The sequence below is a fragment of the Xanthomonas campestris pv. asclepiadis genome, from assembly GCF_020784175.1.
In the GTDB taxonomy this organism is placed as follows: domain Bacteria; phylum Pseudomonadota; class Gammaproteobacteria; order Xanthomonadales; family Xanthomonadaceae; genus Xanthomonas; species Xanthomonas campestris_D.
This window is the reverse complement of sequence record NZ_JAJGQM010000002.1, coordinates 139299-159704: the sequence shown is the minus strand read 5'-3', so window position 1 is coordinate 159704 and position 20406 is coordinate 139299. Positions and strand designations below refer to the sequence as shown.

Sequence of the window (20406 nt, the reverse complement as noted above, 5' to 3'; positions counted from 1 at the left end):
TCCGGCGTGCAGATCGCGTGAGCGCCGCGCAAGCATCCATGCCGCGCAAGGTCCGGCGACAGGCTGGCAAGCACCCGTCGAGACGGTCGATGCGCATGGGGGCGAGCAGCGAACACAGAGCCGCCTTTCGCCAATCCCAAATCCCAAATCCCAAATCCCAGCCCTTCACGGCCACGACGCGGTCTTGCAGCGGGCTCGGTTTGCTCGCATGCATGTCAGCCGTCCTGCGTACCCTCACCGCCCCTGCCGCCAGGCAGATCCACCGCTGGGTGCTGGGCGCGTTTCCGCGTGGCCAGAGCTCCATCGACTACGACCAGCCGCTCGGCGATCCCGGCATCTTCGGGCCCGACAGCGTCACCTGGCGGGTGCATTCGGAATTTCCCGGCATGTTGTCCGGCGGACTGTGCGCATTGATGCTGCAGCTGCTGCACCCACGCGCGCTGGCCGGGGTCTACGACCATTCCAACTTCCGCGCCGACCTGATCGGGCGGCTGCGGCGCACCACCAACTTCGTCGCCGGCACCACCTACGCCCCGCGCGCCGAAGCCGAGCAATTGATCGCCCGCGTGCGCAGCATCCACTCGCATATCCACGGTCAAACCGCCGACGGCATGCCCTACGACGCCAACGATCCGCAGTTGCTGACCTGGGTGCACGTCACCGAGGCCTACGGTTTTCTGCAGGGCTGCCGACGTTATTGCCGCGACGTGCCGGCAAGCATCGCCGACCGTTACTACGACGAAGCGCGACGCGTCGCCGAAGCGCTGGGCGCGGCCGATGTGCCCGCCAGCGAGGCGCAGGTCGATGCCTATTTCGCCACTGTGCGCGGGCAGCTGCGCATGGACACGCGCTCGCGCGAGGTGCTCGACATCCTCACCAGCATCCAGTTGCCGGTGCCGGCGGCCGGTCTGTCGCGCGGCGTGTTCCTCGGTGCCGGTACCGCCCTGTTGCCGGGCTGGGCCAGCGACATGCTTGGCCGCACCACCACGCAGCGCGCGCAGGCGCATGCATCGGCGCGGCTGCTGCGCAGTCTGTCGCCGCTGTTCCGCACTGCACTTCGCGACGGGCTGTCCGCACGCGCGTGCCGCCGCATGCAGCTGCCGCAGACGATGTTGCTGGAGTGGCCCGGGGCGCGATGAGTGCGCGTGCTTGCTGGTGTGCAGTGCGGTGGTGTGACGCGGGGGCTGGTGCACTGTGTGGCCGTCCCCTCACCCCAACCCCTCTCCCGGCGGGTCTCCCGGCGGGAGAGAAGGCCAGCCTGCTGCGCGTGTCGAACCCTGCTAAATCCTGCTCTCAAGCCCCTCTCCCATCGGGAGAGGGGTTGGGGTGAGGGGACGGTAGAGAGGAAGTGCTCTGGCCCATGGATCCAGCTCTACGTCACACGCAGCAGCCATCACCGCGAAACACCAGCTACCAGATCCGCACCCGCTGCTCGGGCGGCAGATACAACTGCTGGCCTTGCTGCACATCGAATGCCGGGTACCAGGCATCGAGGTTGCGCACGGTCTGCGCGCGGAAGCGTCCGGGTGCGTGCACGTCGGTGAGCACGGCGTTGCGTAGCGCCGCGTCGCGGTACTTGCCGCGCCAGGCCTGCGCAAAGCCCAGGAAGAAGCGCTGGTCCGGGCTGAACCCGTCGATGGTCTGCGGCTGCTTGCCCTGCAGCGACAGCTGATAGGCGTCGTAGGCGGTCGCCAGGCCTGCGACATCGGCGATGTTCTCGCCCAGCGTCAGCTTGCCGTTGACGCTCAGATCGTCGAACGGCTTGTACGCACTGAACTGCGCTGCGAGCGCATTGCCGGCAGCCTCGAATTTTTTCAGGTCCTGCGGCGTCCACCAGTTGTGCAGCTCGCCATGTTCGTCGAACTGTGCGCCCATGTTGTCGAAACTGTGGCTGATCTCATGGCCGATCACCGCGCCGATGGCGCCGTAGTTCACCGCATCGTCGGCTGCGGGGTCAAAGAACGGCGGCTGCAGGATCGCCGCCGGAAACAGCAGGCGGTTTTCCAGCGGCACGTTCAGCGCGTTGACCTCCTGCGGCAGCAGGTACCACTCGCGGTGATCCACGGCCTTGCCCAGCTTGGCCAGATTGCGCCGGTACTCGAACAGCTCGGCGCGCTGCACGTTGCCCAGCGCGTCGTCGCGGCGCACATCCAGCCCGCTGTAGTCGCGCCAGGTCTCCGGATAGCCCACCGCGACGGTCAGCCCGGCAATCTTGGCCTTGGCATGCTGCTTGGTCTCCGGACTCATCCACTCCAGCGCATCGATGCGTTTGCCGAAAGCGGTGACGATGTTCCTGACCATCTCCTCGGCACGCGTCTTGGTCTGGGCGCTGACGTACTTCTGCACATAGCGCTGGCCCACCGCTTCGCCCAGGGCCGCGTTGGTGGCGTCGATGCCGCGCTTCCAGCGCTGGCGTTGTTGCGGGGTGCCTTCCAGCGTGGTGCCGTAGAACGCAAAGCGCTCATCGGCAAAGGCCTTGGACAAATACGGCGAGGCGCGGTCCAGCGCGCGAAAGCTCAGGTAATCCTTCCAGGTCTGCAGCGATTCGGAGCGCACCAGCGCCGACAGCCCGGCCACCGCGCCAGGCTGCCAGACAATGAAATCCTGCTGCGCCTTCAGGCCGGCCGCTTCGAAGAACGGCGCCCAATCCAGGCCAGGCGCATTACGCGCGAAATCGGCCTGTTTCCAGGCATTGGCGCCGGCCTGCACGTTGTTGGTCTGTTCGGCGGTTGCATGCACGCGCGCCATCGCGGTTTCCAGGGCCAGGATGCGCTCGGCCCTGGCCGCCGCGTCGGCGATGCCGGCCAGTTCCAGCAGTTTGACGATGTGCGCGCGGTAGGCCTCGCGCATCTGCGTCATGCGTCCGTCGTCCAGATAGAAGCTGCGGTCCGGCATGCCCAGGCCGCCCTGCACCAGATACGGCACGTAGCGGCCGGGGTGATGCAGGTCCTGCGAGATCCACAGACCGAACAGCCGGTCGGTGTAGAAGTTGGTGGAGTTGAGCAGATCCACATCGGCGCGCAACTGGCCACCCAGGGTGCGCGCCAGCGCCTGCTTGTCGTCCAGCTGCGCGATGGCGTCCAGTTCCGGTTGCACCGGACGCACGCCCTTGGTCTCGATACCGGCTTCATCCATGTAGGCCGCGTAGTAGTCGCCAATCTGCTTGTATTCGCCGGTGACGCGGTCGTTGGCGGCAGCGCCTTCGATGATGTCGCGGCTGTGCTGCTCGGTCTCGATCGCGATGCTGACGAAGCTGTTGAAGCTGGAGCGGTCGTCCGGAATCTGGGTGGTCTTGACCCAGTTGCCGCTGGCGTAGCTGAAGAAGTCGTCGCCCGCTGCCACGCTGCGGTCCATGCCCGCCGCATCGAAACCGAAATCACCCAGCTTGGGCGTGGTGGGTGTGGCCTTGGCGTGCGTCGTCGTTGCCGGTGAGGCGCCATCGCGGTGGCACGCGGCGGTACTCAGCAGGGCAGCCGACAGCGCAGCGATCAGGACAGGACGGTGCAGAAGAGCCATGCGGTGCAACTCGGAAACGAAAAACAGACATACCAGTGTAAATTGCCACCGTCGCCACGTCCCGACGCGAGGGCAGGGTGCAGCAGGCACAGCAGCCCTGCGGACACGCGCGGTTCAGCGCCGGCGCTGGTACCAGAAGCCCAGTGCATCGCGGGTCTGCAGCATGCGGCGCCCACGCCACAGGAAGCGCAACAGCAGGCCCAGGTGCTCGCGCTTGGAAAAGCTGCGCAGCTTGCGGTCGGAGGTGTGCACGGTCTGGCGCAGGATCACGAACCGTCCGCAGCGTGCCAGCGCGCGACTCAATGCCACGTCTTCGCCGGCGTAGTAACGCGTATCGAAGCCGCCGGCGCTGACGAATGCGGCGCGCGTGCAGAACAGGAAGCAGCCCGGTGCGATGCCGCCGAGACGGAATAACCCGCCGAACATCGCCTGCGCCATGCGCTCGAACCACATGCGCCTGCCCTGCAGATGCACCTGCGCGCCACCGCCGACGGCGCCGGCATCCAGCGCCGCCAGCGCGGCGCCGACCACCTGCGGGTTCACCAGCGTATCGGCGTCCAGAAACAGCAGGCGATCGCCTTGCGCCTGCTGCGCGCCGGCATTGCGGGTGGCGGCGATATGGCGCAATTGCACCTCCAGCACCTGCGCACCGGCCGCGCGCGCGATGGCGGCGGTGGCGTCCTCGCAGGCATCGGCCACCACGATCACCTCGTAGTCCAGCTGCAGGCTCTGCGCACAGGCGTGCAGGCACTGCAGCGTCTGGCCGATCAGCGCGGCCTCGTCATGGGCGGGGATCACGAAGGACAGCATGGCAGGACGCGTCACTCGGGATGGCGGTGAGGCCCAGTGTGCGAGCCATGCCGGTGCGATGGCGTGAGCGCACGCCATCGCCGGGCCACCGCGGTGGCGTGGGCTTCCACGCGCACCGCTCAGCGGCTGAGCGCGCCCATCATCGCTTCCGGATAACGCGTACCGGACGCGGCCTGTAGCGGGAAGATCGCATCGATCCGTGCGAGCTCGTCCGGCATCAGTGCCACATCGAGCGCGCCGAGGTTTTCTTCCAGGTAGGCCAACCGCTTGGTGCCCGGGATCGGCACCAGGTCCTGGCCCTGCGCCAACACCCAGGCCAGCGCCAGCTGCCCCGGCGTGATGCCCTTGTCGGCGGCGATCGCCTTGACCTGCTCCACCAGTTGCAGGTTGCGGGTGAAGTTCTCGCCCTGGAAACGCGGCGAATGGCGACGGTAATCGTCGGCCTCGAAGTCGTCCGGGGAGGCGAAGGCGCCAGTCAGGAAACCGCGGCCCAGCGGCGAATACGGAACAAATCCGATCCCGAGCTCGCGCACGGTTTCGAAGACGCCATTGTCCTCGGGCTCGCGCGACCACAGCGAATATTCGGTCTGCACCGCGGTGATGGGATGCACCGCATGCGCGCGGCGGATGGTGGCTGCGGCGGCTTCCGACAGCCCGAGGAAACGCACCTTGCCTTGTTCGACCAGGCGCGACATCGCACCCACCGTGTCTTCGATCGGCACGTTGGGGTCCACGCGGTGCTGGTAGTACAGGTCGATATGCTCCACGCCCAGGCGGCGCAGGCTGGCTTCGCAGGCCGATTGCACATAGTCCGGGCTGCCATCGATGCCGCGCACCGACGGGTCGTTGGGATCGAGCTTGATGCCGAACTTGGTGGCCAGGAACACTTCGTGCCGGCGCGCGGCGATGGCCTTGCCGACCAGGATTTCATTGGTGTGCGGGCCGTACATGTCGGCGGTGTCGAGCAGGCTGACGCCGTGATCGAGGGCGCGATGGATCACCGCGATCGAGCCGGCCTCGTCGCTGCGATCGCCGTAGAACGCGCTCATGCCCATACAGCCGAGGCCGAGCGCAGAGACGGTGGGGCCGGAACGGCCAAGCGTGCGGGTTTGCATGGTGGGGAGAACTCCGAGCGGCAAGGAAGGCAGGGGGAGGATGCGGCGGTGCGCGTTAGCGCGATGTGGCCCGTGCGATGACGCGCTTTGGAGGCTGGCGTGCTGCGGCGGTGGCGCGTGGCGGCAGGGTGGGAACGGACGAGCGCACCAGGCGACAGGATCGCTGCCGAGTCGCTGCGGCATCCGGAAGTCGCCATCCAGGCGTTCGGCATCTTTCGGCGGGTGCACGCGCCTGCGCGGCGGAAGGACATTGGCGCAGCTTAGCCAGACCGCATTGGCCGCCAAGCGGCTTACGGCCAGTCAGGTCACAGGCAAGCGGCTCACTGGCAAGCACTCGGCATTACATCGCGCAAACCCGATTGCGCAAACCCGATCGCGTGTGCTGCGACCCCACGCAACACCCGCGCATGTCGGCAGACCAGGGCCCACCGCCATGCGCGGGTGTTCTTATACGGACATCAGCGCCCGCCGCTTCAGCCCTTGAGCTTGCCGGCGAACTCGGCCACCCGCTTGCCGAGCAGCTTGGCGGTTTCCAGATCGCCGCTGCGTGGCGCTTCTTCCGGCGAGGCATCGGAGGGCGAGATCGCCAGCGCGCCTGCCGAGCCGGCGGTCCAGTTGATGTCCTGCGGACCATGCGCCTTGGTGTTGGCCGGCAGCAGGCCGGTACCGACCCAGACCTGGCCGTGCTGCTGCGACAGCGTCCAGAAATACTGGATGGTGGCGTACTTGTCGCCGTTCACCGAGGCCGAGTTGGTGAAGCCGGCCGCGATCTTGTCCTTCCAGGCCTGCGCAAACCACGGCTTGGAACTGGCGTCGGCAAACTTCTTGAACTGCCACGCCGGCCCGCCCATGTAGGTGGGGCTGCCGTAGATGATGGCGTCGGCGGCGCCGATCGCCTCCCAGGCATCGTCGGGCAGGTTGCCGTCCTGATCGATGCGGTACAGCGTGGCCTCGCCGACACTGGCGGCGCCGGCGTGCACGGCTTCGGCCAGTTTGACGGTGTGGCCGTAGCCGCTGAAATAGATGATGGCGATCTTGCTCATGCGCAGTCCTGTTGGTCTGGGGGGGGACCCCGATTGTGACCACACAGGCGGCGTCAGGTTAATGACCATCGACGGGACGTACTGTTGCCGGCCTCATCAGCGCCCGGGATCGCCCATGCGCTCGACCAAGTAATCGATGAAGCTGCGCACCTTCGGGGCCAGGTGGCTGCGGCTGGTATAGACGGCGAAGATGCCGATCTCTCCCAGCGCGTACTGCGGAAGGATGCGCACCAGCCGGCCGGCAGCCAGATGCTCGTCGGCCAGGAAGTCCGGCTGGATCGCGATGCCCAGGCCGGCCACCGCCGCCGCGCTCAGCACATGCCCGTTGTTGGCACGCAGGTTGCCGTGGAGGCGCACCTCGCTATCGCCCTCGGGCCCATGGAAGCGCACCTCGTCGCCGTTGGGCGAGTAGTGGTATAGCAGGCAGTCGTGGCCGGCCAGGTCGGACGGATGCATCGGGGTGCCGGCACGGGCCAGGTAGGCCGGCGCCGCGCAGGGCACCAGGCGGACCGTGCCCAGGCGCCGGGCGATCAAGGTCGGCGCCGGCTGACGGGTGATGCGGATGGCCACATCGAAACCTTCCTCGACCATGTCGACCAACCGGTCCGACAGCGACAGGTCCAGCTCCACCTGTGGGTAGCGCGCGCAGAAGTCCGGCAGCAGCGCGGCCAGACGCTCGATGCCATAACTCACCGGCGCGTTGACGCGCAGCACCCCGGCCGGCTCCAGCGCCTGCGCGCCGACCGTGGCTTCCAGATCGTCCAGGTCGGCCAGCAGTTGCAGACAGCGCTGGTAATACGCGGTGCCGGCGCTGGTCAGGCTGACCCGCCGGGTGGTGCGGTTGAGCAGGCGCGTGCCCAGCCGTTGTTCGAGCGCGGCGACCTGCCGGGTCACGCTGGCGGTGGAACGGTCCAGCGCATCGGCGGCGGCGCTGAAGCCGCTGCGTTCGGCCACCGCGGCAAACACGCGCATCGCATCGAGGGTATCCATCAGCGTCCGATTGTTGCCTTGATCGCAATAAATTATCCGAATTAAAACTATTTATCAGAAATTTGTAAGTAATAGGCTGTGCAGGTCCTCACTGGAGTCCGTCCAATGTCCACCTCCCTCGCTTCCCCGCGTACCGCTGCCTATGGCGCCGCCTTGCTGCGCATCAGCCTGGGCGCGCTGTTTCTGGCGCATGGCCTGACCAAGTTGCTGGTGTTCACCCCGGCCGGCACCGTGGCCTATTTCCAGTCGCTCGGCCTGCCGGGCGCGCTGGCCTACCTCACCATCGCGCTGGAGCTCGGCCTCGGCCTGTCCCTGCTGCTGGGCATCTACGCGCGCTGGGTCGGGCTGCTGGGCGTGCCGCTGCTACTGGGCACCATCGTCAGCGTGCATGGCGGCAACGGCTTCGGCTTCTCCAATCCGGGCGGCGGTTGGGAATACCCGGCGCTGTGGGCGGTGTTGCTGGTCGTGCAATCGCTGCTTGGCGAGGGCGCGTTGGCGCTGAAGCCGGCGCGTTGAGGCTACCTGTCGTTCTTCTGAGGAGTGAGCCATGACCCGTTTGCCTTCCCTGTACATCTCGCACGGATCGCCGATGACGGCATTGCAGCCGGGGCAGGTCGGCGTGCGCCTGGCCGAACTCGCGCAGACCTTGCCGCGGCCGCGCGCGATCGTGGTTGCCTCCGCGCACTGGCTGGGCCGTCGCCCGCTGGTCAGCGGCGCGCTGCGGCCGCCCACCATCCACGACTTCGGCGGCTTTCCGGCGCCGCTGTACGAGCTGGACTATCCCGCGCCCGGCGAGCCGGTGTTGGCGCAGCAGATTGTGCGCCGGCTCGAGCAGGCCGGCCTGCATCCGCACCTGGACCCGCAGCGCGGCTTCGATCATGGCGTGTGGGTACCGCTGCGCCTGCTGTATCCGGCCGCCGGGATCCCGGTGGTATCGGTGTCGATCCAGCCCGAGCTGGGGCCGGCGCATCAGTTTGCGGTTGGCCGCGCGCTGGCGCCGCTGCGCGAGGAAGGTGTGCTGGTGATCGGCTCCGGCAGCATCACCCACAATCTGCACGACTTCCGCCATGGCTATAGCGCCGAGCGCGAGGCGCCGTATGTGCGGCCCTTCATCGAGTGGACCGAGCGCAAGTTGGTGGAGGACGACATCGCCGCGCTGCTGGACTATCGCCGGCAGGCGCCGCATGCCGCGCGGGCGCACCCCAGCGACGAGCACCTGTTGCCGCTGTACGTGGCGATGGGCGCGGCCGGCGGGGACCGGCTCGGCGCACAGCGCATCGATGCCGGCATCGATGCGGGGTATCTGGCGATGGATATCTACCGGTTCGATGGCGATCCGGACGGCGATCGCGCGCTTGCGGGCCCGGTCGCCGCATGAGCCATGGCGACCGCGGCACGCCTGCACCGTAGCCGTCACCGACGGTGCAGGCGGCATGCCGGCCCTGCAATTCCGAGGCACTGCCCAGCCGCCTGCAAGCCAAGGCATGTGGCCAGTTAGTGCCGCTGCAAACCGGTGTGGTGCGGTGGCTACACCAAGCAAGACCCGCAACGACACGGCTCGGTGCCTACGGCGCACCGGCCCGCAGCCAAGGCAAGCTGCCCACAAGAGCCGGCAGCGCAGCGCTCTGAAGCATTCACGATAAGGTGTCGTGCAGTCTCATAGGCTGAGACGCCTTCACGACATGCTGCTTGCGTGAAAATCCTCGACAAACTCGCAGTGCTGGCCGATGCGGCCAAATACGACGCGTCCTGCGCCTCCAGTGGCGCAAACAAGCGCAATTCGCTCGGCACCGGCGGGGTCGGCAGCACCGAGGGCATGGGGATCTGCCACTCGTACACACCCGACGGCCGCTGCGTGTCGCTGTTGAAGATCCTGCTCACCAACTTCTGCGTGTTCGATTGCGCGTATTGCGTCAACCGTGTCTCCAGCAACGTGCGCCGCGCGCGCTTCACGCCGGAAGAAGTGGTCACGCTGACGCTGGACTTCTACAAGCGCAATTACATTGAAGGCCTGTTCCTGTCCAGCGGCATCATCCGCAACTCCGATTACACGATGGAGCAGCTGGTGGAAGTGGCGCGGCAGCTGCGCGAGGTGCATCACTTCGCCGGCTACATCCATCTCAAGACCATTCCCGATGCCGCGCCCGACCTGCTGGCTGCCGCCGGCCGCTATGCCGACCGCCTGAGCATCAACGTGGAACTGCCGACCGAGCAGGGGTTGACGCTGCTGGCGCCGGAAAAAAGCGTCGGCGGCATCCGTTCGGCCATGGGCGAGTTGCGCTGGCGCATCGAAGAAAACCAGCTGGAGCGCAAGGCCGAAAAGGTGCGCCGCGCCAAGCCGCCGCGGTTTGCGCCGGCCGGGCAGAGCACGCAGATGATCGTCGGCGCCGACGATGCCAACGACCGCAGCATCCTGGACACCAGCCACAATCTCTACGGCAATTACCGGATGCGTCGGGTGTATTACTCTGCCTTCAGTCCGATCCCGGATGCCTCGTCCAAACTGCCGCTGCAGGCGCCGCCATTGCAGCGCGAGCACCGGCTGTATCAGGCTGACTGGCTGCTGCGCTTCTACGAGTTCAGCGTGGAGGAAATTGCGCCGGCGCAATCCAGCGGCATGCTCGATCTGGACGTGGATCCGAAGCTGGCCTGGGCGCTGCGCAATCCGGAGCGCTTTCCGGTGGACTTGAACGCAGCGCCGCGCGAGATGCTGCTGCGGGTGCCAGGCCTGGGCACCCGCAATGTGGAGCGTCTGTTGTTGTCGCGCCGGCATGCGCGGTTGCGGGTGGGCGATCTGGCGCGGTTGCGGGTGCCGATGAAGAAGCTGCTGCCGTTCGTGAGTGTGCTGGACCACCATCCGCGCCAGCGCCTGGACGATCCGGTGCGCTTGCGCGCGCAGTTGGCGCCGGCACCGCGACAGGCAAGTTTGTTCGATTGACGCCTGTCCCTTCTCCCGTCGGGAGAAGGTGCCCGAAGGGCGGATGAGGGTACGGTTGCGCGCGATCATGGGTGCTTGTGTCTTGTTCGACTCATCAAGTGCAGAGCTTTCGCGCCTGTCGGCGCGAGTCACTTTTGTTTCGGCAAAAGTAACCAAAACCATTTCGCCTGACGCGATCCGGTGCGATACAGCTGCACCGGTGCCCTGTGCTCCTCGCCATGCGCGGCACGGCGCCCAAACTCGCTGCGCTCAGACAGGGCGCCTCTTCGGCCACGCATGGCTGCGGTGCTCGGCTCGCTCTAAGGCGACTTGGTGCAGCAAAATCAACGGCGACAAGCGACAAGCGACAAGCGACAAGCGACAAGCGACAAGCGACAAGCGACAAGCGACAAGCGACAAGCAACCAGCAACCAGCAACCAGCAACCAGCAACCAGCAACCAGCAACCAGCAACCAGCAACCAGTAACCAGTAACCAGTAACCAGTAGCAGCAATAGCCGCAAAAGCCCGCGAAAAAATCGCAACAACGCAACGATAGTGCCGCCAGTAGAGCGATGGCGAGATCGGAAATCTTGAGGTCAGGTGTAAGCGATGTTCAGCGCTGAAGTTGAGCCAGGTTGGAGTCTTGATGCATGGCGTGCGCTGGCGCGGGCGGGGTGGTGTGCGCAGGTGGAGCCTGACTCCATCGCGTGGAATGGGGGGGAGCAGGGTGGCTTGTTGATGGGGCAGGGGCTGCTGGACTTGCCGGCCGTGGTTGCGGCGCCGCGGGTGTCGGCGGAGTTCCTGCAGATGGCGGGAGCGGTGCTGTGTCATCGCGATCCGCAGCGCTATGCGGTGCTGTATCGGTTGTTGTGGCGGGTGGCGTGCGGAGAGCGCGCGCTGCTGGAGCGGGCCACCGATGTCGATGTGCTTCGGGTGACGCAGTGGCAAAAGGCGGTGCAGCGCGACACGCACAAGATGAAGGCGTTCGTGCGCTTTCGGCGTTTGCCGGTGGAAGAGGAAGACTTCGTGGCGTGGTTCGAGCCCGAGCATTGGATCGTGGATCGGGTGGCGCCGTTTTTCGCGCGCCGCTTCGCCGGGATGCGCTGGGCGATCCTCACCCCTTATCGCAGCGTGCGCTGGGATGGCGAGGCGTTGACGTTCGGCGAGGGCGCCGTGCGCACCCAGGTGCCGGCCGACGATGCGCAGGAAACGCTCTGGCGCACCTATTACGCGCATATCTTCAATCCGGCGCGGCTCAATCCGACCATGATGCGGCAGGAAATGCCGCAGAAATACTGGAAGAACCTGCCCGAGGCGAGTCTGTTGCCGGAACTGATCCGCGAGGCCGGGGTGCGCGTGCGCGAGATGGCCGAGCGTGCGCCCGAGCCGGTGCGGCGGCGCGTGCCGGTGGCACCGGCGCCGGTTGCGGGAGTGGCCACGCAAAGCCTGGCGCAGTTGCGCGTGGCCGCGCGCGATTGCCGGCGCTGCGCGTTATGGCAACCGGCAACGCAAACGGTGTTCGGCGAAGGGCCGAGCGATGCGTCGGTGATGGTGATCGGCGAGCAGCCCGGCGACGAAGAGGATCTGAGCGGGCGTCCGTTCGTCGGGCCGGCCGGGCGTTTGTTCAACATGGCGCTGGGCGAGATCGGGATCGATCGCGCCACGGTCTATGTGACCAATGCGGTCAAGCATTTCCGTTTCGAGCAACGTGGCAAGCGGCGTCTGCATCGCAACCCGGAACGGTCGCATGTGCAGGCCTGCAGTGGCTGGTTGCAGGCCGAACGCGCGCAGCTGCGTCCGGCGCAGATCGTCTGCCTGGGCGCAACCGCGGCACAGGCGGTGTTGGGAAACGGCTTTCGCTTGATGCAGCAGCGCGGCCAGTGGCAGCGGCTGGACGACGGCACGCCGGTGCTGACCACCGTGCATCCCTCGTGGGTATTGCGGCAAGGCTCGGAGGCCGCGCGCGAAGAAGGCTACCGCGGATTTGTCGCCGATCTGCGCCAGTTGCTGGATGCGCCGAGCGCTGCAGATCGCGCTGTCCGGACATAAAAAATGCGCGTGCAAGTGCACGCGCACGGTGTCGGAGAACGAGACACCAAGTGGGACCACTGGCGAGCCAGTGATCCCCTCACCGCCGCTTCGCGGTGTGGTGGCGCTGCCTGGACCCTGTTTCCAGGCACGCGCGGATTCGCAATTCAACAATGTCTGCACGTCGTAACGTGCAGCCGATGCGCTGGCGTTGTAGTGCAACGCCGGCGCAGCCAAACACGTCAAGCAAGAACGGCCCGCAGGACGACTGCTACATAGCCGTCAGGCAGGCGCGGCCAGTGTTCGAAATCGGCATGTACCGCCGGTACGCCCGGCTTCGAGCGCAACGTCGGCACTTACCGGAGTGCTTGTCATGCCTCATCTCCACGCTTAAACCGTCGGCTTGCGCAAATCGTTGTCGATCCACCGACGGAACGGGCTCCGTTCCGCCGATGGAGGCATGTGCATGCAACCGCCTGCTTCACTGCAAGACCCAGTTACGGCATCAATACCTTGTCGACCACATGGATCACGCCATTGCTCTGCATGACATCGGCAATGGTGACGTTGGCGGTGTTGCCCTTGGCGTCGGTGATGGTGACCTTCTTGCCGTTGAGCTTTGCGGTCAGCGCCTCGCCCTGCACCGTGGTCAGCGTCGCGCTGCCGCCACCGGCTTTGATCTTGGCGATCAGCGACGCAGCGTCGACCTTGCCCGGCACCACGTGGTAGGTCAGCACCTTGGTCAGCGTGGGCTTGGATTCGGGCTTGAGCAGGGTTTCCACCGTGCCGGCCGGCAGTGCGGCGAATGCGGCATTGGTTGGAGCGAACACGGTGAACGGGCCCGGCCCCTTCAGCGTGTCGACCAAGCCGGCGGCCTTGACTGCGGCGACCAGGGTAGTGTGATCCTTGGAGTTGACTGCGTTGTCGACGATGTCCTTGGTCACCAGCATCGGCGCGCCGCCCACGGTCGGGTTCGATGCGGCATAGGCGGGGGCCATTGCACTGGTGAGGGCAATGGCAGTGGCGACGGCAAGCGACTGGAATGAGGTCTTCATGAGGCATCGATCCTTTGGGTAGGCGACTGCCTGGATGGCAATCGTAGTGCTGGATACGCGGGTAGATGCAGCGCGGATGCATCACGCAGTCTTTACACCGGCATGCCCGGCACCGCATCGCTCGAGATCGCCATAAGGCAGGCGTCGACGCCGCTTGTTGCGGTCGCTGCGCTCAGGCGGCAACTGCAATGCCAGTATCGGCCGGTTGTTGGATACAAGTGCTGCAGGTCGCGCTGCTATTGCAGATGGAGCGCGATCGACCTGCCGCTATCCCGGCAGTGCGGAACCAGCGGCAGGCGTTCTCAATGCGTTGCGAACCACGGTTATCGGCAAACGGGGAGATGGTTGGGCGGATTATCCACCGCGCTGCAGCATGATTATCGGATGGATGATTTCGTGATGGTTTTTGCGACATAAGTTCGTGCGTGAAGCCGGACTAAATAACCGCGGATAAAGTACGCTTCTGCCCGTGATCTACCACTTGCGTCATGTAACCTTCCGCCAATGCTCCAATGCTCCAATGCTCGTTGGTGACGCGTGTAGATAATGACTTTGAACGTCGTTGTCCGGCATCCGTATTCGATATGACTCCCCGAATCACGCAGAAAAGTTGTAGATACATGACGCAGAAAAAAATTGAAGTCACTCGGCTGGCGCTGGGAGCATGGTTGGCTGCAAGCGCGCTGACGCTGTGCAGCATCGCGCAGGCCTCGGACATGGCGCCTGCCTCCACGCCAATGCCGTCAAAGGCCGTTGCTTCGTCCAGTGAAAGCTATCGGCCAGGGCAGCAATGGATTGTTCCGGGCGAGTGGGAGTTCACTGTCACTGCGGTGCGCCCGGCCAAGGTGAACATCCACGATGATGGCGGTGGTGCCTGGCGGCCTACGCAGGTGCTGCTGGTAAGTTACAGCTACAAGAACATCGGGTTCGATGACAGCGCCAACTACAAGGACGGCGGGCCCTCGACGCTGGCGTTTTCGAAGGCCCACATCGATGTGGTCGACGCCAACGATGCGGACAATGGCGGCGCAGGCAATTACCCGGTGCACCTCAAGCTGGTGCAAGACACCAACGGCCAGAAGATCGGCCAGCAGATGGTCGGTGCACAGTGGCCGTATGCCTTCAAGAAAAAGCCCAAGGCAGTCAAGGTGACGGTGAGTCACTACGATTCCAGGCTCAAGCTGCACGAAGCAACCTTCATCGTCCCGGTCGAGACCACGCGGCAATCGACGCCGCATGCGAACAGGCACGTTCGCCACACCTGATTGCGTTCTGCCGGTGAGCTGCCTGGAAAGCGGCTAACGCAGCAACTGCGCCCCTCCGCAGGCGGTGTGTGCGGTGGGCAGCTTTCCCGTTGCTGGCGTTGCAGCGGCCGACCAGCGTGTCAGGCCGTGGGCCTCGGCAGGGCACTCCGGCACCATCGGGTCCGTGTCCATTCGCTGGCGTATCCAACGGCCTCGGGTCGATGCTGATCGGCAACGGTGTGGCATCGACAGGCCCTCATGGCAGATCTGCCGCGCCGTACCGCAAGCCGGGCGAGGTGGCGCAAAGGTTTCATCGCCGAGTGCAAACCGGTATGTTCCCGTTGGCACGTGATGGTGCGTTGCACTCTGCGATGCCGCGCGCACTGTTTCTTCTTCCGGGTTTTCCATGCATTCGATCGATGTCGTCCTCGCCATGTTGCTGGCGGTCGCGGCCAGCGGTTATCTGATCCGCATCCTGCCGTTCTCCTTGCCCCTGCCGTTGGTCCAGATTGCGCTTGGCGCAGTGGTCTCGGGCGTGTTCGATGCCGGGCATGAGCTGGAACCGGAGCTGTTCTTCCTGCTGTTCCTGCCGCCGCTGCTGTTTCTGGATGGCTGGCGCATTCCCAAACAAGGCCTGTTCCGCGACAAGGCGGCCATCCTCGAGCTGGCGCTGGGTCTGGTGGTGTTCACCGTGGTCGGCGCGGGCCTGTTGATCCATTGGTTGATCCCGGCAATGCCGCTGGCGGTGGCCTTCGCGCTGGCGGCGATCATCTCGCCGACCGATCCGGTGGCGGTGTCCTCGATCGCCTCCAAGGTGTCGATCCCCAAGCGGCTGATGCACATCCTGGAAGGCGAGTCCCTGCTCAACGACGCCTCCGGGCTGGTGTGCTTCCAGTTCGCGGTGGCCGCGGTGCTGACCGGCAGCTTCTCGATCGCCACCGCCTCGCTGACCTTCCTGTGGGTGGCCTTGGCCGGGTTGGCCCTGGGCGTGGCGACCACCTTCGGCCTGAGCCGCATCCAGGCCTGGATCTGGCGCCACTTCGGCGAGGAGCCGGGTTCGGCGATCCTGGTCAATCTGCTGACCCCGTTCGCAGCCTATCTGCTGGCCGAAGCCTTCCATGCCTCCGGCATCCTGGCCGCGGTGGCGGCCGGGGTCACCATGAGCTACGTGGAAATGGCCGGCAACGCGCCGGGCAATATGCGCCTGCAGCGCTCGGCGGTGTGGGACACGGTGCAGTTCACCTTCAACGGCATCATCTTCGTGCTGCTGGGCGAACAGTTGCCGGGCATCCTGGACGGGGCGGTGCGCAGCGTGCAGGAAGCCGGGCACCTCAATCCGTGGTGGCTGGCGGTGTACGTGGCCACCATCAGCGCCAGCCTGATGGCGTTGCGCTTCGTGTGGGTGTTCCTGTCGCTGCGCTGGAACATCTTCAAGGCGCAGTGGCGCGGCGAGCAGCATGTCAGCCCGCCGTGGCGCATCGTGGTGGCGGTCTCGCTGGCCGGCGTGCGCGGCGCGATCACGTTGGCCGGCGTGCTCACGCTACCGTTGATGCTGGAAGACGGCTCGCCGTTTCCGGCCCGCCAGCTGGCGATCTTCCTGGCCGCCTCGGTGATCCTGGTGTCGTTGCTGGTGGCCAGCGTGGCCTTGCCGCGGCTGCTGCGCGGGCTGGAATTGCCCGAAGAGGAAGACGAGCAGCTCAAGGAAGATCTGGCGGTGAAGGCGGCCTCGCAGGCGGCGCTGGAAGCGGTGGAAAAACTGCGTCAGCGGCTGGTGGACGGCAGCAAGCACGCCGAGCGCTACAACGCCGCCGCCAACCAGGTCAGCCAGCGCTATCAGCGCAAGCTCGGCGCGGTGGACATGGCCGAGACCGATCCGGAAGAGGCCGGCGCCTACGAACAGGCGCTGCGCCAGTTCCGCCATGCCGCGCTGGTGGCCGAGCGCAACGAGTTGTTCAAGCTGGCCCGGCGCCGCGAGATTTCCGACGACCTGTCGCGCCGGCTGGTGCGCAACCTGGATCTGATCGAGTCGCGCAAGCGCGCTTGAGCGCGCTGGCGCGCGGGAATCGGGAATCGGGATTGGGGAATCGCAAGGGCCACAGCGGTCGTGCCGCCTGGGTGTAGGAGCGCGCTTGCGCGCGATGGCGCTTTCCCGCAAACGCCCCATCGCGCGCAAGCGCGCTCCTACAGAAAGATGCGCCAACACACAGACGCAACGTGCGTGCGCAGCTGAGTTCGCTGACGGTCCCCGGCGCGCGTCGGGAGACACCATCCCATCCGCACTGCTCCCATCTTCATGGCGCACGGCCTACCCTGTGCGGCTGATCGTTCCAGTGCAGAAGACATGACTCCAATCGTTTCCATCCAGGGATTGAGCAAGACCTACGCTGGCGGTTTTCAGGCGCTCAAGCAGGTGGACCTTCAAATCCGGCGCGGCGAGATCTTCGCGCTGCTCGGTCCCAACGGCGCCGGCAAGACCACGCTGATCAGCATCATCTGCGGGCTGATCAACCCCAGCACCGGCACCGTGCTGGCCAATGGCCACGACATCGTGCGCGACTACCGCGCCGCGCGTGCCAGCATCGGCCTGGTGCCGCAGGAGCTGGCCACCGACGCGTTCGAAACCGTGTGGGCCACCGTGCGCTTCAGTCGCGGGCTGTTCGGCAAGCCGGCCAATGCGGCGTATCTGGAAACGGTGCTGCGCGAGCTCTCGCTGTGGGACAAGCGCCACAACAAGATTTCCACGCTGTCCGGCGGCATGAAGCGGCGCGTGCTGATCGCCAAGGCGCTGGCGCACGAGCCGCGCATCCTGTTCCTGGACGAACCCACCGCCGGCGTGGACGTGGAACTGCGTCACGACATGTGGCAGATGGTGCGGCGGCTACGCGAGCAGGGCACCACGGTGATCCTGACCACCCATTACATCGAGGAAGCCGAAGACATGGCCGACCGGGTCGGGGTGATCAACCGCGGCGAGCTGGTGCTGGTGGAAGACAAGCACACGCTGATGCGCAAGCTTGGCAAGAAGCAGCTCACGCTGAGCCTGCAGGGGCCGCTGCAGTCCATCCCGGCCGCGCTGGGCGATCTGCCGCTGGAACTGTCGGCCGACGGCAACAGCCTGGTCTACACCTTCGACACCCAGGCCGAGCAGACCGGCATCGGCGCGTTGCTGCGCCGGCTCAACGAGCAGGGCATCGATTTCAAGGACCTGCATTCCAGCGAGAGTTCGCTGGAGGAGATCTTCGTCAACCTGGTGCATGGCGCCCGCAACGTGGAGGTGCGCGCATGAACCGGCATGCGATCGCGGCGATCTACCGCTTCGAGATGGCGCGCGCCTTCCGCACGCTGACCCAGTCGATCGCCTCGCCGGTGTTGTCGACCTCGCTGTATTTCGTGGTGTTCGGTGCGGCGATCGGCTCGCGCATGGGCGACATCGACGGCATCAGCTATGGCGCCTTCATCATTCCCGGGCTGGTGATGCTGTCGCTGCTCAACGAGAGCATTTCCAACGCCTCGTTCGGCATCTACATGCCGCGCTGGGCCGGCACCATCTACGAGGTGCTGTCGGCGCCGGTGGCGTGGTGGGAGATCGTGATCGGCTATGTGGGCGCGGCGGCGACCAAGTCGGTGTTGCTCGGCTTGCTGATCCTGCTTACCGCGCGGCTGTTCGTGCCTTACCAGATCGCGCATCCGCTGTGGATGCTGGGCTTTCTGGTGCTCACCGCGCTGACCTTCAGCCTGTTCGGTTTCATCATCGGCATCTGGGCCGACGGCTTCGAAAAACTACAGGTGATCCCGCTGATGGTGGTGACGCCACTGACCTTCCTGGGTGGCAGTTTCTACTCGATCAACATGCTGCCGCCGCTCTGGCAGAAGGTCACCTTGTTCAATCCGGTGGTGTACCTGATCAGCGGGTTCCGCTGGAGTTTCTACGGCAAGGCCGACGTGCACATCGCGGTGAGCACCGGCATGACCTTCCTGTTCCTGCTGGTGTGCCTTGGCGTGGTGGCGGCGATCTTCCGCAGCGGTTATCGGCTCAAGGCCTGAGTGGTGAGTGCAGTGGTGTTGTCGGCCGCATGCTGGTGGATTCCGTCGGAAGTCCAGATCAAACGCTAAGTGGGTCGAGTGCGCGGTGCCCTCGCCGCTCGCGGGACACGCCGTGAACCCATCCCTGGGGGCTCGGTGGTGGCATCCATGCCGCTTAAGGTCCCGCGATCGTGGGCGGGCAAGGACCCTGCAGCCAGGGCACAGATCAGCCGGCCTGCAGTCGCCTGGCGTGAAGTGGTGTTGTCAGCCGCTCTTACTCGGCAGCAGGCTTGGCGTCGTTCTTGGTGTCCAGGAAGTAGGCCACCACCTCGCCCTTGATCTTCATCGTCATCGGGTTGCCGCGACGGTCGCGGGCCTTGCCGACCTGCACCTTGATCCAGCCTTCGCTGACCGAATACTCCTCCACGTTGTCGCGTTCGACACCGTTGAAGCGCACGCCGATGCCGCGGCCGAGCGCATCGGCATTGTGGAACGGGCTGCGTGCATCGATGGCCAGATGATCGGGAGGGGTATCGCTCATGGGAAAGGCGTCATGGCGGCCGGGATGGCCGTCTTCGGTCGCACAGGATACGGGCCCGCGCCGCGAAGATCAGCCCCGGCGCTGCATGCGCATGCGCCGACCGGTTTGCTTGCGCGCCGCCAGGCCTCCACACTTCACGCCTGCATTCCTGAGAACCCAGACCGCCATGCCTGACAACAGTGCCGATTACGAAGACGACGAAGGCCTGCAGCCCGAGGGCGACGAAGACGATGTCGACGACCACCCGGCGCGGGTGTGGAATCTGCTGGTGCTGATCAACCCCGGTGATGAAGACACCGCATTGGGCCAGTTCGATACCTGGCGCGAGGCGCAGGCCGACCTGGACGACGACGAGGGCGACGATGCCTGGTTGTGGGCCTTGAAGGATGCGATTGACTGGCGCTCGGGCTTCTTCGTGGACTGGAAGGACACCGACTCGTTCATTGCCGCCATCGACGAACTCAGCGCGCGCTGGAACCTGCGTATCGATTGGGGTGGCGACCTGGATGACGAGGAATTTTCTCGCGATCTGAGTGTGCCCGACCTGATGGCGGTGGCCTTCGATCGCCTGCGCGAGCACGGCTACTCGCTGTGGAACTGGAACACCGGCGGCGACGCCTATGCCGGCTGGATCGCGCTCAGCCGCGACGACGACGCCATGCTGGCGCTGACCTCGCTGCTGGGTGTCGAGGTGCGGCTGGGGAATGAGGCGTTCTGAGGGGCCGGGATTGGGGAGTTGGGAATCGGGAATCGGGAATCGGGAATCGTAGGAGCGATCTGTGGGTGTGGTTGTGTCGAGCCGCGGTGGTGCGTGCTGCTGCGGCAGCACGCCAAGCGCGTGGTAGCCGCTAGGGTCTACCGCGCAGGCATTGTCCACGGCCCGGCGATTGCCACGTAGGAGCGTGCCTGCGCGCGACGGGCGTTACCGGGACGGCTCCTCGCGCTCGGGCGCGCTCCTACAACGGCGTGCCGTCATGTGCAGAGGGATGCCGCCATTGCGCGTGCTGAAGTTGCAGGCCTCCTCCAGGCCAGAACACGTGCCACGTGCCACCAGCTGCCACGTAGGAGCGCGCTGGCGCGCGATCGGGCGTTACCGGGATGGCTCCTCGCGCTCGGGCGCGC

17 protein-coding genes are annotated in these 20406 nt (G+C 65.8%); 10 read left to right on the top strand and 7 right to left on the bottom strand.

Annotation, left to right across the window (positions count from 1 at the left end; translation table 11 throughout):
- Positions 1 to 212 precede the first annotated feature (212 nt).
- A complete protein-coding gene (locus LL972_RS01615) occupies positions 213 to 1139 on the top strand; it encodes an oxygenase MpaB family protein (RefSeq protein WP_228326124.1) in 927 nt (308 codons plus the stop codon).
- A 271-nt stretch (positions 1140 to 1410) separates the two neighbouring features.
- Here LL972_RS01615 and LL972_RS01610 read toward each other — a convergent pair whose 3' ends face one another.
- From LL972_RS01610 to LL972_RS01590, 5 genes are all read right to left on the bottom strand, one after another.
- Positions 1411 to 3480, bottom strand: coding sequence for a M13 family metallopeptidase (locus LL972_RS01610; protein WP_228326187.1), 2070 nt, complete (start codon positions 3478 to 3480; stop codon positions 1411 to 1413).
- A 150-nt stretch (positions 3481 to 3630) separates the two neighbouring features.
- Positions 3631 to 4326, bottom strand: coding sequence for a glycosyltransferase (locus LL972_RS01605; RefSeq protein ID WP_228326186.1), 696 nt, complete (start codon positions 4324 to 4326; stop codon positions 3631 to 3633).
- 119 nt (positions 4327 to 4445) lie between these two features.
- A complete protein-coding gene (locus LL972_RS01600; RefSeq protein ID WP_228326123.1) occupies positions 4446 to 5441 on the bottom strand; it encodes an aldo/keto reductase in 996 nt (331 codons plus the stop codon).
- 473 nt (positions 5442 to 5914) lie between these two features.
- Positions 5915 to 6484, bottom strand: a complete 570-nt coding sequence (locus LL972_RS01595) for a flavodoxin family protein (protein WP_228326122.1) — start codon at positions 6482 to 6484, stop codon at positions 5915 to 5917.
- Positions 6485 to 6580: 96 nt separating this feature from the next.
- Positions 6581 to 7474, bottom strand: coding sequence for a LysR family transcriptional regulator (locus LL972_RS01590; RefSeq protein WP_228326121.1), 894 nt, complete (start codon positions 7472 to 7474; stop codon positions 6581 to 6583).
- Positions 7475 to 7579: 105 nt separating this feature from the next.
- Between LL972_RS01590 and LL972_RS01585 the strand changes: the two genes are divergently transcribed.
- The 4 genes from LL972_RS01585 (at position 7580) to LL972_RS01570 (ending at position 12442) form a co-directional block, all read left to right on the top strand.
- Positions 7580 to 7990 carry a DoxX family protein gene (locus LL972_RS01585; RefSeq protein WP_228326120.1) on the top strand — a complete coding sequence of 137 codons (411 nt, stop codon included), beginning with the start codon at positions 7580 to 7582 and terminating at the stop codon, positions 7988 to 7990.
- Positions 7991 to 8021: 31 nt separating this feature from the next.
- Positions 8022 to 8852 carry a DODA-type extradiol aromatic ring-opening family dioxygenase gene (locus LL972_RS01580; protein ID WP_228326119.1) on the top strand — a complete coding sequence of 277 codons (831 nt, stop codon included), beginning with the start codon at positions 8022 to 8024 and terminating at the stop codon, positions 8850 to 8852.
- 315 nt (positions 8853 to 9167) lie between these two features.
- Positions 9168 to 10412 carry a putative DNA modification/repair radical SAM protein gene (locus LL972_RS01575; RefSeq protein WP_228326118.1) on the top strand — a complete coding sequence of 415 codons (1245 nt, stop codon included), beginning with the start codon at positions 9168 to 9170 and terminating at the stop codon, positions 10410 to 10412.
- Between the two features lie 590 nt (positions 10413 to 11002).
- Positions 11003 to 12442, top strand: a complete 1440-nt coding sequence (locus LL972_RS01570) for a UdgX family uracil-DNA binding protein (RefSeq protein WP_228326117.1) — start codon at positions 11003 to 11005, stop codon at positions 12440 to 12442.
- Between the two features lie 476 nt (positions 12443 to 12918).
- Here LL972_RS01570 and LL972_RS01565 read toward each other — a convergent pair whose 3' ends face one another.
- Positions 12919 to 13476 (bottom strand): fasciclin domain-containing protein, encoded by a 558-nt coding sequence (locus tag LL972_RS01565; protein ID WP_228326116.1) that lies wholly within the window; start codon positions 13474 to 13476, stop codon positions 12919 to 12921.
- A gap of 512 nt (positions 13477 to 13988) precedes the next feature.
- Between LL972_RS01565 and LL972_RS01560 the strand changes: the two genes are divergently transcribed.
- The 4 genes from LL972_RS01560 (at position 13989) to LL972_RS01545 (ending at position 18764) form a co-directional block, all read left to right on the top strand.
- Positions 13989 to 14741 (top strand): hypothetical protein, encoded by a 753-nt coding sequence (locus LL972_RS01560; protein WP_228326115.1) that lies wholly within the window; start codon positions 13989 to 13991, stop codon positions 14739 to 14741.
- A gap of 385 nt (positions 14742 to 15126) precedes the next feature.
- Complete coding sequence (locus tag LL972_RS01555) at positions 15127 to 16764, top strand: Na+/H+ antiporter (RefSeq protein ID WP_228326114.1); 1638 nt, start codon at positions 15127 to 15129, stop codon at positions 16762 to 16764.
- Between the two features lie 297 nt (positions 16765 to 17061).
- Positions 17062 to 18006: an ABC transporter ATP-binding protein gene (locus tag LL972_RS01550; protein ID WP_228326113.1), complete on the top strand. Its 945-nt coding sequence runs from the start codon at positions 17062 to 17064 to the stop codon at positions 18004 to 18006.
- Positions 18003 to 18764, top strand: coding sequence for an ABC transporter permease (locus LL972_RS01545; RefSeq protein ID WP_104535170.1), 762 nt, complete (start codon positions 18003 to 18005; stop codon positions 18762 to 18764). The genes LL972_RS01550 and LL972_RS01545 overlap by 4 nt, the downstream gene beginning before the upstream one ends.
- A 253-nt stretch (positions 18765 to 19017) precedes the next feature.
- On the opposite strand, the gene LL972_RS01540 is transcribed toward LL972_RS01545, so the two are convergent.
- A complete protein-coding gene (locus LL972_RS01540) occupies positions 19018 to 19284 on the bottom strand; it encodes a DUF3297 family protein (protein ID WP_228326112.1) in 267 nt (88 codons plus the stop codon).
- A 166-nt stretch (positions 19285 to 19450) separates the two neighbouring features.
- On the opposite strand from LL972_RS01540, the gene LL972_RS01535 reads away from it, so the two are divergent.
- Positions 19451 to 20002 (top strand): DUF6630 family protein, encoded by a 552-nt coding sequence (locus tag LL972_RS01535; RefSeq protein WP_228326111.1) that lies wholly within the window; start codon positions 19451 to 19453, stop codon positions 20000 to 20002.
- Positions 20003 to 20406: the final 404 nt, after the last annotated feature.

Excerpts from the sequence above, each read along its gene's own strand:
- LL972_RS01615 (WP_228326124.1), top strand. The coding sequence starts at position 213 with ATGTCAGCCGTCCTGCGTACCCTCACCGCCCCTGCCGCCAGGCAGATC.
- LL972_RS01605 (WP_228326186.1), bottom strand. The coding sequence starts at position 4,326 with ATGCTGTCCTTCGTGATCCCCGCCCATGACGAGGCCGCGCTGATCGGC.
- LL972_RS01600 (WP_228326123.1), bottom strand. The coding sequence starts at position 5,441 with ATGCAAACCCGCACGCTTGGCCGTTCCGGCCCCACCGTCTCTGCGCTC.
- LL972_RS01595 (WP_228326122.1), bottom strand. The coding sequence starts at position 6,484 with ATGAGCAAGATCGCCATCATCTATTTCAGCGGCTACGGCCACACCGTC.
- LL972_RS01590 (WP_228326121.1), bottom strand. The coding sequence starts at position 7,474 with ATGGATACCCTCGATGCGATGCGCGTGTTTGCCGCGGTGGCCGAACGC.
- LL972_RS01585 (WP_228326120.1), top strand. The coding sequence starts at position 7,580 with ATGTCCACCTCCCTCGCTTCCCCGCGTACCGCTGCCTATGGCGCCGCC.
- LL972_RS01580 (WP_228326119.1), top strand. The coding sequence starts at position 8,022 with ATGACCCGTTTGCCTTCCCTGTACATCTCGCACGGATCGCCGATGACG.
- LL972_RS01570 (WP_228326117.1), top strand. The coding sequence starts at position 11,003 with ATGTTCAGCGCTGAAGTTGAGCCAGGTTGGAGTCTTGATGCATGGCGT.
- LL972_RS01565 (WP_228326116.1), bottom strand. The coding sequence starts at position 13,476 with ATGAAGACCTCATTCCAGTCGCTTGCCGTCGCCACTGCCATTGCCCTC.
- LL972_RS01560 (WP_228326115.1), top strand. The coding sequence starts at position 13,989 with ATGCTCCAATGCTCGTTGGTGACGCGTGTAGATAATGACTTTGAACGT.
- LL972_RS01555 (WP_228326114.1), top strand. The coding sequence starts at position 15,127 with ATGCATTCGATCGATGTCGTCCTCGCCATGTTGCTGGCGGTCGCGGCC.
- LL972_RS01550 (WP_228326113.1), top strand. The coding sequence starts at position 17,062 with ATGACTCCAATCGTTTCCATCCAGGGATTGAGCAAGACCTACGCTGGC.
- LL972_RS01545 (WP_104535170.1), top strand. The coding sequence starts at position 18,003 with ATGAACCGGCATGCGATCGCGGCGATCTACCGCTTCGAGATGGCGCGC.
- LL972_RS01540 (WP_228326112.1), bottom strand. The coding sequence starts at position 19,284 with ATGAGCGATACCCCTCCCGATCATCTGGCCATCGATGCACGCAGCCCG.
- LL972_RS01535 (WP_228326111.1), top strand. The coding sequence starts at position 19,451 with ATGCCTGACAACAGTGCCGATTACGAAGACGACGAAGGCCTGCAGCCC.